The 17,216-nt window shown below is 36.5% G+C and carries 15 protein-coding genes; 13 read left to right on the top strand and 2 right to left on the bottom strand.

Going from position 1 to position 17,216, the window contains the following annotated elements; genetic code table 11:
* Positions 1-125: 125 nt before the first annotated feature.
* A complete protein-coding gene (locus CQ046_RS15995) occupies positions 126-971 on the top strand; it encodes a DNA methyltransferase (protein WP_228406976.1) in 846 nt (281 codons plus the stop codon).
* 74 nt (positions 972-1,045) lie between these two features.
* Complete coding sequence (locus CQ046_RS15990) at positions 1,046-3,727, top strand: DEAD/DEAH box helicase (protein ID WP_105703237.1); 2,682 nt, start codon at positions 1,046-1,048, stop codon at positions 3,725-3,727.
* 291 nt (positions 3,728-4,018) lie between these two features.
* Here CQ046_RS15990 and CQ046_RS15985 read toward each other — a convergent pair whose 3' ends face one another.
* Entirely contained in the window at positions 4,019-4,492 is a 474-nt protein-coding gene (locus CQ046_RS15985; protein WP_105703236.1) for a PH domain-containing protein, read from the bottom strand.
* Between the two features lie 326 nt (positions 4,493-4,818).
* On the opposite strand from CQ046_RS15985, the gene CQ046_RS15980 reads away from it, so the two are divergent.
* Both CQ046_RS15980 and CQ046_RS15975 read left to right on the top strand, forming a co-directional pair.
* Positions 4,819-5,493, top strand: a complete 675-nt coding sequence (locus tag CQ046_RS15980) for a DUF6904 family protein (RefSeq protein ID WP_105703235.1) — start codon at positions 4,819-4,821, stop codon at positions 5,491-5,493.
* A 36-nt stretch (positions 5,494-5,529) separates the two neighbouring features.
* On the top strand, positions 5,530-6,219 hold the full coding sequence (locus CQ046_RS15975) for a GNAT family N-acetyltransferase (protein WP_123906638.1): 690 nt from the start codon (positions 5,530-5,532) through the stop codon (positions 6,217-6,219).
* On the opposite strand, the gene CQ046_RS15970 is transcribed toward CQ046_RS15975, so the two are convergent.
* On the bottom strand, positions 6,216-7,208 hold the full coding sequence (locus CQ046_RS15970) for a YhcG family protein (protein ID WP_105703233.1): 993 nt from the start codon (positions 7,206-7,208) through the stop codon (positions 6,216-6,218). The two genes, CQ046_RS15975 and CQ046_RS15970, sit on opposite strands and share 4 nt — an antisense overlap.
* Before the next feature lie 1,100 nt (positions 7,209-8,308).
* On the opposite strand from CQ046_RS15970, the gene CQ046_RS15960 reads away from it, so the two are divergent.
* From CQ046_RS15960 to CQ046_RS15920, 9 genes are all read left to right on the top strand, one after another.
* Entirely contained in the window at positions 8,309-8,665 is a 357-nt protein-coding gene (locus CQ046_RS15960) for a hypothetical protein (protein WP_105703231.1), read from the top strand.
* A gap of 22 nt (positions 8,666-8,687) precedes the next feature.
* Positions 8,688-9,944 (top strand): hypothetical protein, encoded by a 1,257-nt coding sequence (locus CQ046_RS15955; RefSeq protein ID WP_105703230.1) that lies wholly within the window; start codon positions 8,688-8,690, stop codon positions 9,942-9,944.
* A 75-nt stretch (positions 9,945-10,019) separates the two neighbouring features.
* Positions 10,020-11,495 (top strand): relaxase/mobilization nuclease domain-containing protein, encoded by a 1,476-nt coding sequence (locus tag CQ046_RS15950; RefSeq protein ID WP_317047024.1) that lies wholly within the window; start codon positions 10,020-10,022, stop codon positions 11,493-11,495.
* A gap of 42 nt (positions 11,496-11,537) precedes the next feature.
* Complete coding sequence (locus CQ046_RS15945) at positions 11,538-12,191, top strand: ParA family protein (protein ID WP_105703228.1); 654 nt, start codon at positions 11,538-11,540, stop codon at positions 12,189-12,191.
* A gap of 32 nt (positions 12,192-12,223) precedes the next feature.
* The gene (locus CQ046_RS15940; RefSeq protein WP_105703227.1) at positions 12,224-12,760 is read left to right on the top strand and encodes a hypothetical protein; all 537 of its coding nucleotides are present in this window, start codon (positions 12,224-12,226) and stop codon (positions 12,758-12,760) included.
* Between the two features lie 116 nt (positions 12,761-12,876).
* Positions 12,877-13,197 carry a DUF4134 domain-containing protein gene (locus CQ046_RS15935; protein ID WP_105703226.1) on the top strand — a complete coding sequence of 107 codons (321 nt, stop codon included), beginning with the start codon at positions 12,877-12,879 and terminating at the stop codon, positions 13,195-13,197.
* A 3-nt stretch (positions 13,198-13,200) separates the two neighbouring features.
* Positions 13,201-13,515: a DUF4133 domain-containing protein gene (locus CQ046_RS15930; protein ID WP_105703225.1), complete on the top strand. Its 315-nt coding sequence runs from the start codon at positions 13,201-13,203 to the stop codon at positions 13,513-13,515.
* Entirely contained in the window at positions 13,487-16,576 is a 3,090-nt protein-coding gene (locus CQ046_RS15925) for a TraG family conjugative transposon ATPase (protein ID WP_105703224.1), read from the top strand. Before CQ046_RS15930 ends, CQ046_RS15925 begins: the two co-directional genes overlap by 29 nt.
* Entirely contained in the window at positions 16,563-17,216 is a 654-nt protein-coding gene (locus CQ046_RS15920) for a hypothetical protein (protein ID WP_105703223.1), read from the top strand. The genes CQ046_RS15925 and CQ046_RS15920 overlap by 14 nt, the downstream gene beginning before the upstream one ends.

Raw genomic sequence — 17,216 nt, 5'->3', positions numbered from 1 at the left:
CTGGATCGGATTCAATTATTTAGCTTTTATTGTTATTGCTTGTAAAAAATTCATAAAAAGAAAGTCAAGATGAGTTCAATATAGATATTATATATAAACAAGGTTATATTGAAATATATCCTAAATTGTCCGATGGAGAAAATGGAACTTGGAGATGGGGTAAAGAAACCTTATTAAATAGAATCGATGAATTAGAAATTAAGAAAGTTAAAACACGTAATGAGTTTGATGTCTTTCAGAAAGATTTCTTGGGTGACGGAGAATCTTTAAAAAGGATTAAGCCTAAATCATTTTGGCATGGCTCTGAATTTTCAAGTGAGGCAGGAACATTACAATTGAAAAAAATATTTGAAGACAAATCCTTTCCTACCCCTAAATCGATTGATTTGATTGAATATTGTTTGCAGCAAGCCACTGATAAAAAGTCTATTGTTTTGGATTCCTTTGCTGGTTCTGGTACTACAGCACATGCAGTATTGAATCTAAACAAACAAGATGGAGGAAACAGAAAATTCATTTTGATAGAAATGGAAAATTATGCGGAAACAATTACTGCTGAAAGAGTAAAAAGAGTTATCAATGGTTATGGCAAAGACAATAATGAAGTAGAAGGAACTGGAGGAGATTTTAGTTACTACACGTTAGGAAAACCTATTTTCTTAGAAAATGATTTGCTTAATGAAGACGTGGAAACAGAAAAAATAGAAGAATATGTTTGGTACACAGAGACCAAAGAACATTATCGAAGCCAAGACGAGAAATATTTGTTAGGCAAGAGAAATGACACTGCATATTATTTTTACTATAAAAAAGACAGATTAACCATTTTAGATGAAAGTTATTTGAGAACCTTGAAAACAAAAGCCAGTCAGTATATCATTTATGCAGATTTGTGTCTGCTTGACCAAAAGTTGATGGATAAGTATCATATTATTTTCAAAAAAATACCAAGGGATATTTCAAGATTTTAAAAAATAGTTAAACTATTTAAAAATGAAGTAACTGTCAAATTTGAAAATAATAAACTAAAGACAAAGTAAGACTTATGGAATTAAAACCATACCAACATACAGTAATTAAGGATTTGGAGAAATTTCTAACCTATCTACAAACAGAGAACAATTCAGCCAAAGCATTTAATAAATATTGGGAAGATAAGTTAGGATTTCCCTATTCTCCACAGTTAGATGGTTCTTATAAAGGTATGAAACCCTATAAAGATACTGTTCCTGGTGCTATCCATATTGCAATAAAAGTGCCTACTGCCGGCGGAAAGACTTTTATAGCTATAAATGCATTGGATACACTTAACAAATATTTTAATCAAGGAAATCCGAAGGCTGTTGTTTGGTTAGTTCCTTGGTCTAATCTATTACAGCAAACGGTTAATAATTTGTCCAAGCCTAACCACCCATATAGAGAAAAACTTAGTACTCTTTTTGGGAACAGAGTGGAAGTTTATGAAAAGGATCAGTTGCTACAAGGAGTCAATTTTAACCCTTCTTCTGTTACGGAACAATTAAATATATTTGTATTTAATTTCAGTAGTTTAAGGATTGATAAAAAGAAAAAAGAAGATAGAAAGGTTTATCAGGAAAATGGTGCCTTAGAGCCTTTTAGAGATACCATTGTAGAAAAAGATTTGATAATACCAGATACAGATGATACGGCTTTAATCAATATTATTAGAAGTTTAAACCCAGTTGTAATAGTTGATGAAAGTCACAATGCTGAAAGTGCCTTAAGTGTAGAAATGTTGCAAAACTTAAATCCTTCATTGATATTGGATTTAACCGCTACACCAAAAGAAAATAGTAATATTATTTCTTTTGTCAATGCTCTATCTTTAAAGAAGGAGCATATGGTAAAGCTTCCTGTGATTGTGTATAATCATCACAAAAAAGAAGAAGTAATTACCAGTGCCCTGCATCTACAAAGGCAGTTGGAATTGTTGGCAAAAGAAGAAGAAAAAGAAACTGGAAAATATATTAGACCGATTATTCTGTTTCAGGCACAGTCCAATATAAAAGGAAAAGATAATACCACTTTTGGGAAGATTAAGGAACAATTGATAAAACTTCAAATCCCAGAAGAGCAGATAAAAATAAAAACCAGTAATATAGATGAACTGAAAGGAATTGATTTAATGGCTAAAGACTGTCAGGTAAGATATATCATTACCGTCAATGCCTTGAAAGAAGGTTGGGATTGTCCCAATGCATATATATTGGCTTCTTTAGCAGATAAATCTTCTGCGGTTGATGTTGAACAAATTTTAGGTAGGATTTTAAGGCAACCTTATACCATCAAACACAATCAGGCATTACTTAATATGTCTTTTGTTTTGACTGCTTCTGCTAAATTCAATGACACTTTAGACAGCATAGTAAAAGGCTTACAAGACTCAGGATTTAGTAAAGATGATTATTATGCTGAACAGGAAACTGTGGAGGAAGTAATATTGACACCTAATGAGATATTAAATGGAAGTTTATTTAATGACGACAAAATTAAAAATGAAACACCAAAATCTGATGAGGAGTTTGATATTTCCCAAATAGAATTCAATCCCAATGAAGAAACCACATTAGAACAAATAAAAACAAGTAATCCTATTCTTACTCAACTTACCCAAAGAGCTGAACAACAAGGAGCTGAATTTGAGCAAAAAGTTAATGAATTAGAGATAGATGATAGTACTTCCTTATTTACAGAAGTTATGAAAACTCAACCTAAACAATTTCCAATAGCCAAAGAATTTAAAGACTTCGCAAAAGAAATTGAACTTCCACAATTTTTCATAGAGAAAAAAGATGATTTAACAAGTGCTTTATTTCCAGAACTGAATGAAAAATGGGAGTTTCTGCATAAAAACAGTTTGCTGGATGGTTTTATCTTATCCAATTACAGTACACAAATTACTTTCGAAGAAATTTCCAAAGATATTATTGCTGTGGATTTTGATGAAAGTAAAGGTACGGCCAGCATCAAGAAGCTTAATTCAAAAGCTAAAGCTCTCTTGGTTGATTCTATTCTTTCTAAACCCAAAGGCTCTCAAATCAGACAAATTACAGGAATTGTTGTCAAAAAATTAGGAGATATGACTCCAATTTCTGAACAAGAATTGCAAAAATATGTAAGTAGAGTTTTTGAAAATCTGACTTCTGATCAGATTAGAGATATTATAGACAATGATTTTATTTATGTCAAAAGAATAAAAGACAAAATCAATGAGTTATCTAATGAATATGCTAAAGAGAAATTCTTTAAACTGATAGATAGCAACAACATAATAGTACAAGGGAATTTCTTATTTTCTGATACCATTACTCCATTAAATACTAGTACCCCTATTTCAAAATCTCTATATGAAAAAGAAGCATCTATGAACAATTTTGAACAAAGCATGATACTGGAAATTGCTTCTTTAGAAAATGTAAAATTCTGGCACAGAAACTTGGAGAGAGGAAAAGGATTTGCTTTAAATGGTTTTAGTTCCAACCATTATCCTGATTTTATAATTTATACTCATAAAGGGAATAAAATTCTCTTGGAAACGAAAGGAGATGACAGAGACAATGATGACAGCAGAGATAAAAATACTTTAGGAAAAACTTGGGAAAAATTGGCTGGCAGTAATTATAAATACTTCATGGTATTTCAAACCAAAAAAGTTCAAAATACCTATACAGCAAGTAGTGTAATTGATGTTTTAAAAGGACTATGAGAATACAATTTCCCATGAATGTATGATGGATTAAACAAGAATAGAGGGGCTTCATTTCATTTAATCTAAAAAGTTTCATTCTCAACCGATAAAATACTTGCATAATTTCTGTCGCCTGAGAAAAATTCGGGCGGCAAAAATGCATTTTCTCCTGTTGGTCGGAAACGCATTTTTGCAAAAGCGGTGCAACCCTATTTCTAAAAACATTGCCGCATTTTAGCAGAGTATGTTTTTGAAAAAAGGTTGTGAGATTGATTTATAGCAATTAATTTCAAATTAATAAATTATTTTTTAATCGGATCGTTTTTGAGAATGAAGCAAAACATTCCTTAGCTCCATTGGATTTGCAATGAAATATGAGTGAGTCATTCCCCCAGTAGTAACAATTAAGCTTCCAAAATTTAACGTTTTACCTAGAAAGCTTTGGTGTAATTGCATTCCCTCAAGCTTAATTAACGAAAGATCGGAACGTATTTTTCCTAATATCCCCGTGGTAAATGAAAGATGATTATCTGTAACGTAGATTTTAGTATTCTTATTCCGAATAACAGCGATGATCCCTTTTATGAAAAGAAAAATAAGAAACAGGGAAATAATGCCTATAAATCCCAACATAAATTTGTATCCGAGCAATAGAAAATAGAGAACTCCTACAGAACCAATAACTATAAAGAAAACAGGAATAACATAGGAAATCCAATGGACTTTCGCTTCATAATTTACAGATTCGGAAGATGTTTTAAAATTAGTAGGTAAGTCATTCATAGTCAAAGCTTTTCTTAAAATAAAACTATCCCAATTTAGTGAAAAATATTGAAAAACTATTGAAGATAATCTAAAATTTAGTTAAGGAAAAATCATGCAGCAAACATGCAATTCCTTCTTTTGGTTTGAGTGCATTTTTGTGAAAAGCGGAGCAACCCCTTTATAAAAGCATAACCGGACTTTGGCTTTAAATGTTTTTGAAAAGAGGTTGCGAGCTGAATATTTGAGAATTGGAAATAAAAAATTTATTTAAAGAATTAATCCCAATTCTTATTCTTGTTTTACAATTTTAGTAGATTTGCCGGTAACTGATAATAGCACTACATATGATTTACAGTGTACCAACCAAAAAAGGCTTAGGTATTGAAATATGGGGAACCCGTGATGATCTCGAGTATTTATATGATATTATTTCAAAATTTTGGGGAAATGAATCTTTTTTTCATTTTAAAGGCTATGAAGATAAAAATAAGCTTATAAGTAGTTTTTCCTATGAAATCCGAAAGGCTTCTTATGGGAGCAGGCTGCAAAGAACTCATGGACATTTCACTTTTGAAGAAATTCCATATTTAGGCTTTGAAATTTCCTGGGCACATATTTTATTTTGTATATCTGCTCTCAGGTACAATATGAAAATGGTTGACACAACAAAACAGGATGTTTCCATATTTCTGCATCTGGAATATTGGATTGAGCATTCAATGAACAGTTATGATCCGGTTGGAGCAAAAAAACTGCTCCCTTTTCTTGAAGATGGTATTTATGCAGGAAACGAATACCTCTATTTATATATGAGGCATGTAAATGCCAGCTTTTTTGAAATGAAAGGTGGAAAAGTTTCATTCAGAAGATTAGCTGAATTGATGAAAACATCCACTTTTTTATCAAAAGAGTATGAAAATTTTCTGAACTTTCTGAAGTATGAAGCTAAAAAACATAATTGTACTATTGACGAGTTGGAATTAAGTGCTGATGATGCTATATATGAGATTGAATGGTAAGGCATTCATTTTCCAATATTAACACCCAAAATAACTATGACTAATATATCTTTACAATCGTTAATAGAGAATTTGAATAAAAATGATGAATCAGAAAGTCTCATTTATCGAAAATCCTTAAGCACTACTGTAGACCTTGCTAAAGTCTGGGTAAATAGACCCAAACCTACTGATAGCATAACATCTTCTGACGGACCGGATACATTTTATTTTATAAAAAATAATGAAAATTCATATGTAGCTGCTGTTTATGATATGAAGAAAGATCTGCACTGGTTTGTATTACCGGAATACAGAGGAAAGGGACATCTTACAAATGCAATGAAAGATACAATTCTCCCGCATCTATTTTTAAGTAGACAAGAACAGCGAATTACTATTGATGCAGGACAGATCGATTTTAATTTTAATGCATCAGAGAGAGTGGCATTAAACCTTGGTTTCTCGCCAAAAAACGATACTGAATATTTTCTGTCAAAAGATGGATATTCAACCTATAATACTGATTTTCAAAAGACCGTAGGTTTTTCAGAAGACAGAATCCAGGAATTAAGAAAGCAAATCAATTATTTAAGCAGAAGTTTATGGGCAATCCAAACTGAAGTTGAAATGAAGCTTGGAAAAACAGACTATTCAGGAGATTTGACTGACTTAGTCAGCGAAGTAAGAAGCCATACATGGAAATTGGAAGACGCATGGTGGCAAAGTAAGGATGTCAATAATTAATCAATATTATCCAGTTCAAGTTTTACTCTATCTGCTTCAATCAGTTGTTTTAGCTCATTTTCATCAGGCAGGTATGTTCTGTATTTACTTGCAAAAAGCTTTTTATTTTCGGATAATACTGAATATTTTACAACCGTTTCGTCTTTTTCCGTACACAGAATGATCCCAATGGTGGGATTATCATCAGCATTTTTTTTCAGATCGTTGTACATTCTCACATACATATCCATCTGACCAATAGCTTCATGGGTAAGTTTATGAGTTTTCAAATCTACCAGAATAAAGCATTTGAGATAATAATTATAAAATACAAGATCGATGAAAAAATCAGAGGTATCAGTCACAATATGCTGCTGTCTTGCTACAAAAGCAAACCCTTTTCCAAGTTCCATAAGAAACTGCTGAAGATGAGAAATAAGAGCCGACTCTATTTGGGTTTCTGTCTGGGAGTTATCCGACGGAAGCCCTAAAAATTCAAAAATATAAGGGTCTTTAATAAAGTGTGACGTTTCTCTACTGTCACTTTCCGGAAATTTCAAGAGTCTTCCCAAGTATTGACTATCAATGTTTCGTTGCAGCGTCCGTGTATTCCAGTTTCCTTCAATGGAGTGGAGCATATATTGTAATCTGTGTTCAGGGTTTTCAATCCGGCTGATGATCCTGTAATGCGTCCAGCTCAATTCGGTACGCACTGCGTTCCAAATTGGAAATGAATTGAAGAAGGCTCTCATATTATTAAGATTCCGTTCATTAAACCCTTTTCCAAATTCCAGAGTCAGCTGATTGGCGAGGTTTTTCAGTATAGACTTTCCATATTGGGCACGACTTTGCCCATTTTGTTCCTCTTCAATAATCAGCTTACCAATTTCCCAGTACATTTTTAATACTATTGCATTAGTATTTCTGTAAACCGCAGATTTTGCATCAATAATAATTTGTGCAATCGAATTGTATAAAGTCTTACTGGAGTTTTGAGGTTTTTCTGCCATGTTTCAAAGATACAAAACTTGTTTTTTCAATTCCATATTAATTAATGGTCTCTTTTAGACTTTATGAAAACTTTTTTCGCTATCCAAAGTTTTCCAATAGTGCAAGTACTGCTTGCACAAATCATATGATATCATTCCTTACCTGAGCAAAATAGTAACAGGTTAAAGCTGACCCTGCGTAAAAATTACCTATGTTTTCTTTTAACCTGCGTAAATTTTACCCACCTTATTGTAGCGCCTGTGCAAAATAGTATCAGGTACATGTCTGATCTTAAATAATTGCAGGCAAAAATTGGAACCTGCGTGAAAAAATACCCATGTTTTCTTTTCACCTGAGTAGTTTTTATCCACCTTATTATAAGACCTGAATAAAAAAGTATCAGGTACATTCTGATCTTGAATATTAATTGTCAAAGCTTCAACCTGCGTAAAAATTACCCATGTTTTATTCTAACCTGTGTAAATTTTATCCACCCTATTTACAGAACCTGTGTAAAAATGTATCAGGTTGTCTACTTACCCTGAGTAAAATGGATACAGGTTAGTGTATTCTCCGCACTTCGATATTTGCAATGTTTTTTCTTTCAACAGCAAAAACCATATAAATAAAATCAATATTCTGGTTATTAGTGTTTTATAGTTTGGTGGGAAAGCTTTTCAGAACTCTGAAAAAAGTGGGCGACTTTACAGAGCAAGATGTGTCTTTGTATATACAAACTTTTCAAGTTGTATCTCCAAAGACGATCTTGCCTTTTTTTGCAAAAAGGAGAAAAAACAGCGGAACTTGTTTTTTTGTTTCGGGGAAAATTAGGAGCAATATTCCAAATTAGCCCAGTATATTCTTTTTTAATCTTCACATATTCCAGATAAGCCCAGCACGTTCTTATTTAGCCCACGCCCGATGAATACTATTGTTTTCATGATTTTTATGCCCCAATTTTGCAGAAGAAATTTTAATCAGAAAGCAAAATGAAAACACAGATTTATTTTTCTGTTATTTATCAGAGAGGAAATATTAACCCTTACTTGCCAAGAAGCGCAGAGCTGTTTAAATCGGATAAAGCTTCACTAAAGTTATTTTACCATAGGATAAATTGAAAATGGAAAGAGGAAAAGAAGACCTGATTATTATAAGAATTCAAAAATCCAGAAAAGACAACTGGAAGAAAATCTGCTCAGAAAAGCAAATCTCCCTGACGAGTCTAATTATCCATTCAGTAGAAAACAGGATTCTGGATGATGAGAGGCGGAAAGTATTGAATTTCATTGAAGAGCAGGACAACATTTTTGTAAAGATAGAAACGAACATCAATCAGGTAGCCCGGTATGTCAATTCAATGAAAGCCATAACCTCTTCGGAAGTAAGTTATTTTAACAGGCAGCTGAATCAGATTATTGAGTTAAAAAAAGAACAGAATAGCATTTTTAAAAAGATCTATTACATGATCGGAAAATAAAACAAACAGCAAATTTAATGATATGCAAAAATTAATATATAATCTCGCAGGATTATTTTTCCTTCTTGCAGCAACCGGAAATATTCAGGGTCAGGTCGGTGTCAATACCACCAGCCCCGCAGCAACCCTTGATGTTATCGGTAATACGGATAAAAGCAAAGCATTGGATGGCATTATTGCTCCGAGAGTGAAAGGAAGCGAGCTGGCTTCCTATACGTACACAGCTTTCCAAAAAGGGGCATTGGTCTATGTGACCGAAGCAGCACCGGTACATTCCGGTCAGGTTGTCCATATCAAAAGTCCTAATACCTATTACTATTTCGACGGTTCGGTATGGGAGCCGCTTTATGGGAGCCTATATGATGTAGTTGAAAGAGGAAACTTTGCTCCGAGATATATTTCGTTTACGGGAAGCTCCATCACAAAGCAAGGTACAACAGATGCTGCCTTAGGAATGAATCCGCAGACCTATTCGATGTATTTTGGAAATATGAACCAGATGCACACGGGAACGTATAATATTTCTTACGGCTACGGAGCCCTGCAGAAGCTCTCCACTGCTTCAGGGAATGTCGCCTTTGGAAGCTACAGTCTGAATGGAGTGACAACCGGAGCATACAATACCTTTATCGGCCATATTTCAGGATATGATCTTTCCAATGCCGGAAAAATTATTACGGGAAATGTGAACGTAGGACTTGGAAATTCAACCCTGGCAAAACTGACTTCCGGATATAAGAATATAGCAATAGGCCAGTCGGCCCTGAACAGTTTGAATACCGGAAGCTATAATACCATTATAGGTCAGTCTTCGGGGCAGTTTATTACGACGGAAAGCAAAAATGTAATGCTCGGGGCGCAGGCCGGAGGCTATATCCAGGGAGAAAACAATGTATTTATCGGAACAGGAGCCGGGCACAGCAATACGGTAAATACTGTAGAAACAGTAAACAACAGGCTGGTCATACACAGCAATGCAAGCCTGGTTCCTTCCGAAGCTATCGGAACAGAGAACGTCGTTGATCTGAGCGCTTCCTGGACCAATGGCTTGATCATCGGGGACTTTGCCGAGCGATGGCTCAAGATCAATGGGACACTGAATCTCAATCCTGCCTATCATATGGTACCGCAATCAGATACTTCTCATACCCTGAAAGTAGTTGCAAGACCGGATGGCAAACTGGGATTAATTAACGATAATGTAGCGGCCTTCATATCCATTCTCGAGACAGCAACCCCGGCACAAAAAATACAGATCAAACAAATTTTAGGCATATAAAATAAGAGAACAAACCTTAAAGTATAATCCGTAAGTAAGCGGTTAATATTACCATAAAAATTGATCGTAAAAATTATGGAACCTGCGGGTTCCGGCTTTCCCGGAGTACAGTATAATGATAAAAAGGTAGAGAAGGGGAGTGGTGAGCTGATGTTGATGAAAAATTTTCCTTCCATCGTTAATGAAAACAGCAGTCAGCAGGAGGTCCGGGAATATTTAAGATCCGTATCAAATAATGAAAGGGTAAAAAAGCCTCAGTTCCACGCCGTGATTTCCACGAAGTTCCGGGAGCATACCAAAGAAGAGCTTACCAGTATCGCAGAAAATTTTATGGATGAGCTGGGGTACGGAAAGCAGCCTTTTATTGTGGTGTTCCATAATGATACAGAAAATCATCATGTCCATATTGTTTCCACCCGTGTCAATAAACAGACCGGAAAGAAAATTAATGACAGTTTTGAAAAACTTAAGGCACAGCAGGCATTAAGCCGTACCATGGAAAAGCTGTATGGATTAAGTACACAGGAGCAAATAGAAAAATTACTGGGTTACCGATATAGTTCTCTTAAGCAACTGGAACTGCTTTTAGAAAGAAATGGATTCCGGCTTTCTCCCAATAGAAATGATGAGGGTGCTTTAGATATACTAAAAAACGGAGCCTGGGAAAAAACCATTAATGCAGCCGGGCTCAACTTCAGCAGTCAAAAAAAAGATTCCAGGGCGTGGCAGCTAAAAGCGATTCTCTTAAAATACAAAGAACTGTACTCTTGCAAGGTATTCAGGATTGAAGACCACAGGGCTCAGGAAGGTGTATTACCGGAAGAAAAATACAACGAGAACCGGAAGCCGGAAATTGACTTTGAGAGTGAGCTTCAGAAAAAATTGAGGGATATTTTCGGGATTGATATTGTATTCCATACTTCTAACAAAGAAATACCAGCTGTAGATCTCAGGCCTTTTGGTTATACGATGATTGACCATAAGACAGGATCAATATATAAAGGAAGCGAGATTATGAAAATGAACGAGCTGTTTGAGTTCACTTCCGATGTCATTGACAAAAGGCTTTTTGAAATCTTAAAGGATTACAATATAGCAGATGAAGCTTCTAAGAAAGTTCTACTAGAGCATTTGAAACGCCAGAATCCTGACCATGTGCCAAAAAGCTTTATGCTTTTTGAAACTAAAAAAAGGAAGAATAAAGAAATATTTGGCTCAGTGAGGAATGAGGTAAAGCAATATCTCAGAACACAGGACTCAAAAGATGTTCACATTATAAAGTCCGAAGACGGTAAATTTTATGCTATCCACTCAAAATTACACTACGTAGGAGAGCTGGAACAGCTGATCGGCGAAAAAGATTATCAAAGATTCCTGAATCCGGCTGAAAATCACCAGCAGGTTTCAGTAATCCAAAATGAAAGGCTTGCAAAAGAACTGAACAGAAGCATCGATGATTTGATTTTTCAATTCAGCAGATCATCAGGAGGAACCGGAAAAGACCCCGGAGAAGAGGAACATAAGAAAAGGCGTAAAAAGAAAAACCGATAGGTTGAAGTTCTGTTTCCAATTAAAAAATAGCAAAATAAAACTATGATTATCACCTTTGCCACCCAAAAGGGCGGAGCTGGGAAAACCACTCTTGCCATTGCCTTTGCTAATTACCTTTGCGAGGTTTCCCAAAGGAAAATTAAAGCATATGACTTTGACTTTCAGAAATCTTTTTTCAACAAATGGAAAGAAGATGAATATTCAGAGCTGCCAATGCTTTATGAAGTGGAGCTCATCGGAGACGATGAAGAAGAACGGCCTTTTGAAGATCTGGAGAAAATAATAAGCCTTAAGGAAAGCGAAGAAATATTCCTGTTTGATCTGGCGGGCACACTCGACCAGAAATACAGTGACCTGCTTATTTACAGTGATTTTATCATCATCCCTTTTGAATACTCCGATGTATCGGTAAAATCGACCCTGGTTTTCAAAAACCTGCTGGGTCTATTGGAAAGTGAAGCAGAAAGGATTTTTATCCGCTCCAAATATGACAAAGGCTATAAATATCTCAATCAAAAGGAGATGGATATCGAGATCTCAAAATACGGAACCCTGATTGAAAGCCCTGTATATAAAAGGAACTGCTTGCAGACCATTAATACGAGGAAGCTTACTTATGAGCAGCGATATGCCATAAAAAAGCCATTCAACGAAATCATTGAACAAATAAGTGAAGCATTACAAATTACCCTGTAAGGCTGATTCCAAAGAAAAACAAAATAAAAAATATGATAAAGTATTCACTCATCCTGTTAGCAGCTTATTTCCTGTATTATGCCGGAAATATCCTGTACGACCTTTTCTTAAAAAAAGAAAAGATCACTCACGTCGATCTGACTGAAGAATTTTCACTGAGCGGTTTTGCACAAACTGATGCTGAACCTCCAAGCCGGATTGGAATTGAAGATGTTGAAAACGTCAATACGCCCAAATCCTTTTTGAAAAAAGAACTTCACTCCGCAAACCCATCAACTATCGATCAGCAGCCGGATCTGGAAGAGCTGAGAAAACGATTTGAAGCCGAGCAGGATATTGACGATATGCCACCACCGGCGAACAATACCAAAGCGGCACCGGCAGAAAAGAACCAGTCCGATAATACAAGCCAACCTCAGGATATACATGTCAAAGCAGAAGAGTATCCTAAAAGGGAAAAGGCTGAGCCTAAAAAGTCCCACTGGAAAGAGCTTTTGAACTTATCGGAGACCACCGTTCAGCTGGTGGCTAATTATGAAGGCCAAAAGGTCTACCACTCCGTCATTTAAGCAGTAAGGAACACTCCAAATTGACCCAATATCATCCTGTCAACAGATACGGATAGCATACCTCTTATGCCTATTTCTGAGCACAAAATTTAATTCTAAACCAATAATTGATCATTATGAACAACAATTTAAAACGCTATGCAGCAGTAAAAAAGATATTGACTGCCTGTATGATTCTTCTTGCTGTCACGCCTGTATTTGCCCAGGGCGGAGCAACAGCCATCTCCAATGCAGCCAATGACATTAAGGACTATTGGGATCCCATCAAACTGATTCTGAAAGCCGTGGGTGGATTGGTCGGCTTTATCGGAGGTCTTAGAGTGTATAACAAATGGACTAACGGTGATCAGGATGTCAACAAAGAAATCCTTGGTTATGGGGGAGCCATGATCTTTCTGATTGTCGTTCCGGAATTCGTCACCTCATTCTTTGCTTAAGTTATGGGATTCTACCTCTACAAGGGGCTCAAAAAGCCTCTTGTATTCTTCGGACTCAAAGGAAAATATATTTTCTATGCGGTGGGTGTTATCGGAGCCGGAGTCATAGCCGCGCTTATCTTATCCAGGTTTGGATTACTGGGCTCTTTATTGGGGCTTGCAGCCACCGGAGGCGGGGTTTATTTCATTTTCAAAAGACAGGATAAGCGTGGTTTGTACGATAAAACTAAAAACTTCGATCAGATTTTCATTTTCCCTAAAAGGTTGAACAGCAAAAGATTTTTACAGCATGGCAACAACAAAAAAACAGGCATTTAATATTCCTTTCATCGGGTATGATTATGGAAAAGATCACTATTGGGATTTTGATGTTCTTTTCGGTCAGTACGGAAACCCCATCATTGGCATCAGAATCAGAAATATGGTGGAACAATATTCGGCAGATCCGGATTATTATCTCCATTTTCATACGGTTCTGAACCAGGTGGTATCCATCATCGGGGAAGGAAGAATTGTTCAGAAACTTGATATTTTCGCAAAAAAGAAATATTCAGCCGAACCTTCCAAGGAGTTCCTTCAACAGAAATATTCCGAGCATTTTGACGGCAGGCTTTTTAAAACCATTGAAACGATATTACTGTTTACGGATATTATTCATGATAAAAATAAAAAAAACGGGCGGTCAGCGAATGGTGGCAATATAACAGAAAAGAGCTATAAAGAACTCCGGGACAAATGCCAGAAGGTGTTTATGCTGTTGAAGCAAAATGACTGTGAACCGGAATTTCTATTTGAGAAAGATTTTGAGTATTATATTTCCGGAGCTTTATCCATGCAGTTTTCAGGTACCCCGGTTTTTGACAATATCAGAAGTACCAATGAATACCTGCAAATCGGCAACCGCTTTGTTAAAAACATCTCCTATGTCGATGTTGAAAACATTGACCTGCCTTCTGAAATTGAGCCTTATTCCATACTGGGAGGAAACGGAGCCGCTGCCGAAACGGCAGTGGATAATTTTACCTTCATCAATGAGCTGGAAGATTATGAAACGATTATCTACAACCAGGTCATTACCATTCCACATCAGGCACAGCAGCAAAGGGAACTGGACAAAAAGAAGAAAAAGCACGAAGGAGCAGCGAACAATTCCCCGTCCAATGCCATTATTGCTGAAGAAATCCAGAGCCTTCTTCATCATATCGCCATAGATGGCCAGCTTATTGTTAATGCCCATTTTTCCTTACTATTTTCAGCAAACACTTTGGAAGAAATGGAAGGGATAAAGTCTCTGATTGAAAATAAGCTGTTTACCAAGGGGATCATAGTTTCAAGAAATGCCTATAACCAATTGGAGCTATTTCGAGCAGCCCTACCAGGCAACGCCACGGAACTCAGGGAGTATGACCTGTTTATGACGACGAGCGAAGCGGCGTTATGTTTTTTTTTTAAAGAAAGCTACCCCGTGAACGAAGAAAGTGGCTTCTACCTCAGATTTACCGACCGGCAGGGCGTTCCCCTAAAAGTAGATCCCTCGGATTTACCGATGAAAACCGGAAGAATCAATAACCGTAACAAGTTTGTGCTGGGACCCAGCGGTTCAGGCAAGAGCTTTTTAATGAATAATATCGTGGAGCAATACCTTACGTACAATTATGATGTCGTGATCGTGGATACCGGAGACTCTTACTCAGGAACCTGTAGGTACAAAGGTGGAAGATACATCCAGTATACGGAAGAAAAACCCATTACGATGAATCCTTTCCTGATGGATAAAAAAGAATTCAATATTGAAAAAATAGAGTTTTTGACCAACCTGATCTTTTTGATCTGGCAGGGACCTGATGCGACGATGTCCTCAGCACAAAAATCCATACTGGATAATGTCCTGATGTCATATTATCACAGTTTTTTTCATTCGGGAACAAATTGGTGCAAAAATAAAACCACGGAAGAGCTCATACTCTATTTAAGCAAATACAATATTCACGAAGAAGATGTCTATGCAGCATACGAAGAGCAATCGAGAGAACAACATACCTATTATGATATTCTGGGAATTGCTTTCGATGCCGGCTTTGATGAAGTGAAAGAAGCCTTTAGAAAACTCGCTATTGAATACCATCCCGATAAAAATCTGAATAATCCTGATTATGACAGCGAGAAATTCTATACAATCTATGAGGCTTATGAAACCCTGAGTGATCAGGAAAAACGCAAAGCCTATAATGAGACTCAGCTGATTCTCATTCAGGCTAATGAAATCATACAGCAGCCTAAAGATACTCAAGAATGGAATGAATCGTTCAGAAAAGCCCTTATTAAAAAAATTAAGGAGCTGGAAGAAAAGCTCATTATAAAAGAACTTTCCTTCAACGGATTCTATGAGTACTGCGAAAAATTCCTGCCTCTTTACCTGAATAACAAAAAGCATAAAATCAGAGAGACGGAATTTAATCTTAGGACATTCCTATTTGTATTGAGGGATTTTTACAAAGGCGGACGTTATGGGACGACCCTAAATAATGAAGGAGACAATAGTCTCTTTAATGAGCCTTTCATCGTATTCGAAATCGATAATGTCAAGGATAACCCCAAACTTTTCCCGATCGTAACGCTCATCATTATGGACACTTTCATCCAGAAGATGAGACTGAGAAAAGACCGTCGCAAAGCCCTGATCATCGAAGAAGCATGGAAGGCTATTGCCTCAAAATTAATGGGTGGGTACATCCTCTATCTCTACAAAACCGTACGGAAATTCTGGGGCGAAGCGGTGGTAGTTACGCAGGAACTGGATGATATCATTGGCAATGCCGTCGTAAAAGACAGCATTATCAACAATTCCGATACGTTTATTCTGCTGGATCAGACCAAATTCAAGGACAATTTCGACCGTATAGCGGCTTTATTGTCTCTTAATAAAGTAGAACAGAACAAGATTTTCACGATTAACAACTTAAATAATAAGTTCGGGCGAAGCCGCTTCAAGGAATTTTATCTCAAACGAGGTTCTAAGGGAGAAGTCTACGGCAATGAAGTGGCCCTTGAGCAATATTTAACCTACACCACGGAAAAGCCCGAAAAGTCGGCTGTTGAATATTACGTACAAGAGTACGGGAACTATCATAGAGCCTTAGAAATCTTTGCAGAACAGGTGAAAAGCTTCGGGGATGATATGGGAAGCATGGTCTCCTTAGTGAACCTCTATCAAAAACCCTTGGACTCAAAAGTCCTTGCGTTCTACCACGGATTTAAGAACCGGAAGACGAACCTTGGTAAAAATATTTTCAAAATCCTCACACAGGAATTAGAAGATCATAACATCAGTCTTTCGGAATTAATCAACAGACAAGCCTATACCTATGAAAAAGTTTAGTTTAATTTTTTTAGGATTTGGAAGTTTAGTATATGCCCAAAACACCTACATAGACCCTACCGTAACGGCAGCGATGATCCTGTATTCAGAAAACCTGAAAGCCAAGCAGAATGAAGTCATCGATGAAACTTCCAAGCTGAAAGATGCGCAGACCTGGGTAGGAACCCAGATGGTAGCCGCCAATGATATCCAGAATAAAATACTTAAAGGCTTGAAAGAAGTTTCCGGAACCCTGCAAAATGGAATTCAGGTCAAGGAAATTTATACGGAACTTAATAAATGCTACGGATATTCTTCTGATGTCGTTCAACTGGCTTCCGCACATCCTCAGTACGCCATTTTCGGGGTTAAAGCCTCGCAAAAAACCTATGAGCAGAGCCTGAAAATCGTAACCGATGTATCGGACATCCTTACCTCAGGAGAGTTGAACCTCGCTACAGCAGGAGACCGTTATAAGATCCTGCATAACATATTAGGAAATGTAAAGAATTTAAAGCTGTGGCTTTTGGCTATCAAGCTGCGATTGGAAAAAGCCAACAGACTGGGATTCTGGAACTCCATTAATCCCTTCGCGGGCTATATCAATACGGATAAAGCCATTGTTGAAGACATTATGAACCGGTACAAACGAAATTTTTAA

Source organism: Chryseobacterium sp. MYb7, assembly GCF_002979455.1.
Lineage (GTDB): Bacteria > Bacteroidota > Bacteroidia > Flavobacteriales > Weeksellaceae > Chryseobacterium.
This window is presented reverse-complemented; position numbering and strand designations above follow the sequence as displayed.